At 68.0% G+C, this 1,824-nt stretch carries 1 protein-coding gene; it reads right to left on the minus strand.

What is annotated here, in order from left to right; all coding sequences use genetic code 11:
• Positions 1 to 1,824 (minus strand): 2-oxoacid:acceptor oxidoreductase subunit alpha (locus tag ACGF8A_RS34525; RefSeq protein WP_393114793.1); only part of this gene is annotated, 1,824 nt, incomplete at both ends.

A 1,824-nucleotide genomic window follows, 5' to 3' on the forward strand; every position in this document is an offset into this window, starting at 1 on the left:
CTCCTTCAGCACCGTGGCGAGTTGTTCGGCCTTGAACGGCATGCCGTTGACCTGGGTGTGGGAGTGGGCGTCGACGAGGTACTTGGCGCGGATCAGCATGGCGAGCTGGCCGAGGTTCATCTCCGGGATCACGACCGTGTCGTAGCGGGCGAGGACGTCGGCGAGGTTGGCGGGGAAGGGGTTGAGGTGCCGCAGGTGGGCCTGTGCGATGCTGCCGCCCTCCCTGCGCACCCGCCGCACGGCCGCGGTGATCGGCCCGTAGGTCGATCCCCAGCCCAGCACCAGGACCTTCGCCCCGGAAGGGTCGTCGACCTCGACGTCGGGGACGCCGATGTTGTCGATCTTCGCCTGGCGGGTGCGGACCATGAAGTCGTGGTTGGCCGGGTCGTAGGAGATGTTCCCGCTGCCGTCCTGCTTCTCGATACCGCCGATGCGGTGCTCCAGCCCCGGCGTGCCCGGGACCGCCCACGGCCGGGCCAGCGTCAGCGGATCCCGCTTGTAGGGCCAGAACGTGTGCGTGCCGTCGTCCAGGGTGTGGTTCGGGCCCTGCGCGAACTGCACGGTCAGGTCCGGCAGCTCCTCCACCTCCGGGATCCGCCACGGCTCCGAACCGTTGGCGAGATAGCCGTCGGACAGCAGGAACACCGGAGTGCGGTACGTCAGCGCGATCCGCACCGCCTCCAGCGCGGCATCGAAACAGCCGGCCGGCGTGGCGGGCGCCACGACCGGCACCGGCGCCTCACCGTTGCGCCCGAACATCGCCTGCAGCAGATCCGCCTGCTCGGTCTTGGTCGGCAGCCCCGTGGAAGGACCGCCACGCTGGATGTCGACCACCAGCAGCGGCAGCTCCAGCGACACCGCCAGCCCGATCGTCTCGCTCTTCAGCGCCACCCCCGGCCCCGACGTCGTCGTCACCGCCAGCGCACCACCGAACGCCGCCCCCAGCGCCGCACCGATCCCCGCGATCTCGTCCTCGGCCTGGAACGTGCGCACCCCGAAATTCTTGTGCCGGCTCAGCTCGTGCAGGATGTCCGAGGCCGGAGTGATCGGATACGAGCCCAGGAACAGCGGCAGATCCGCCTGCCTGCCCGCCGCGATCAGACCGTAGGCCAGCGCCAGATTCCCCGAGATGTTGCGGTAGGTACCCACCGGGAACGCCTTCGCCGCCGGCTCCACCTCGTAGGAGACCGCGAAATCCTCCGTCGTCTCCCCGAAGTTCCAGCCCGCCCGGAACGCGGCGATGTTCGCCGCCGCGATGTCCGGCTTCTTCGCGAACTTCGACCGCAGGAACTTCTCCGTGCCCTCCGTCGGCCGGTGATACATCCACGACAGCAGACCCAGCGCGAACATGTTCTTGCTGCGCTCGGCCTCCTTACGCGACAGGTCGAAATCCTTCAGCGCCTGCACCGTCAACGTCGTCAACGGCACCGGATGCAGCTGATACCCGTCGAGCGACCCGTCCTCCAGCGGATTGGTGTCATACCCGACCTTCTGCATCGCCCGCTTGGTGAACTCGTCCGTGTTGACGATGACCTCCGCACCCCGCGGCAGATCACCCACGTTCGCCTTCAGCGCCGCCGGGTTCATCGCGACCAGCACATTCGGCGCGTCACCCGGCGTGAGAATGTCATGATCGGCGAAGTGCAGCTGGAACGACGACACACCCGGCAGCGTCCCCGCAGGAGCCCGGATCTCCGCCGGGAAGTTCGGCAACGTCGACAAGTCGTTACCGAACGACGCGGTCTCCGAGGTGAAACGGTCACCGGTGAGCTGCATACCGTCACCCGAGTCCCCCGCGAACCTGATGATCACCCGCTCCAGACG

This window comes from Streptomyces sp. NPDC047706 (assembly GCF_043204795.1).
Taxonomy (GTDB): domain Bacteria; phylum Actinomycetota; class Actinomycetes; order Streptomycetales; family Streptomycetaceae; genus Streptomyces.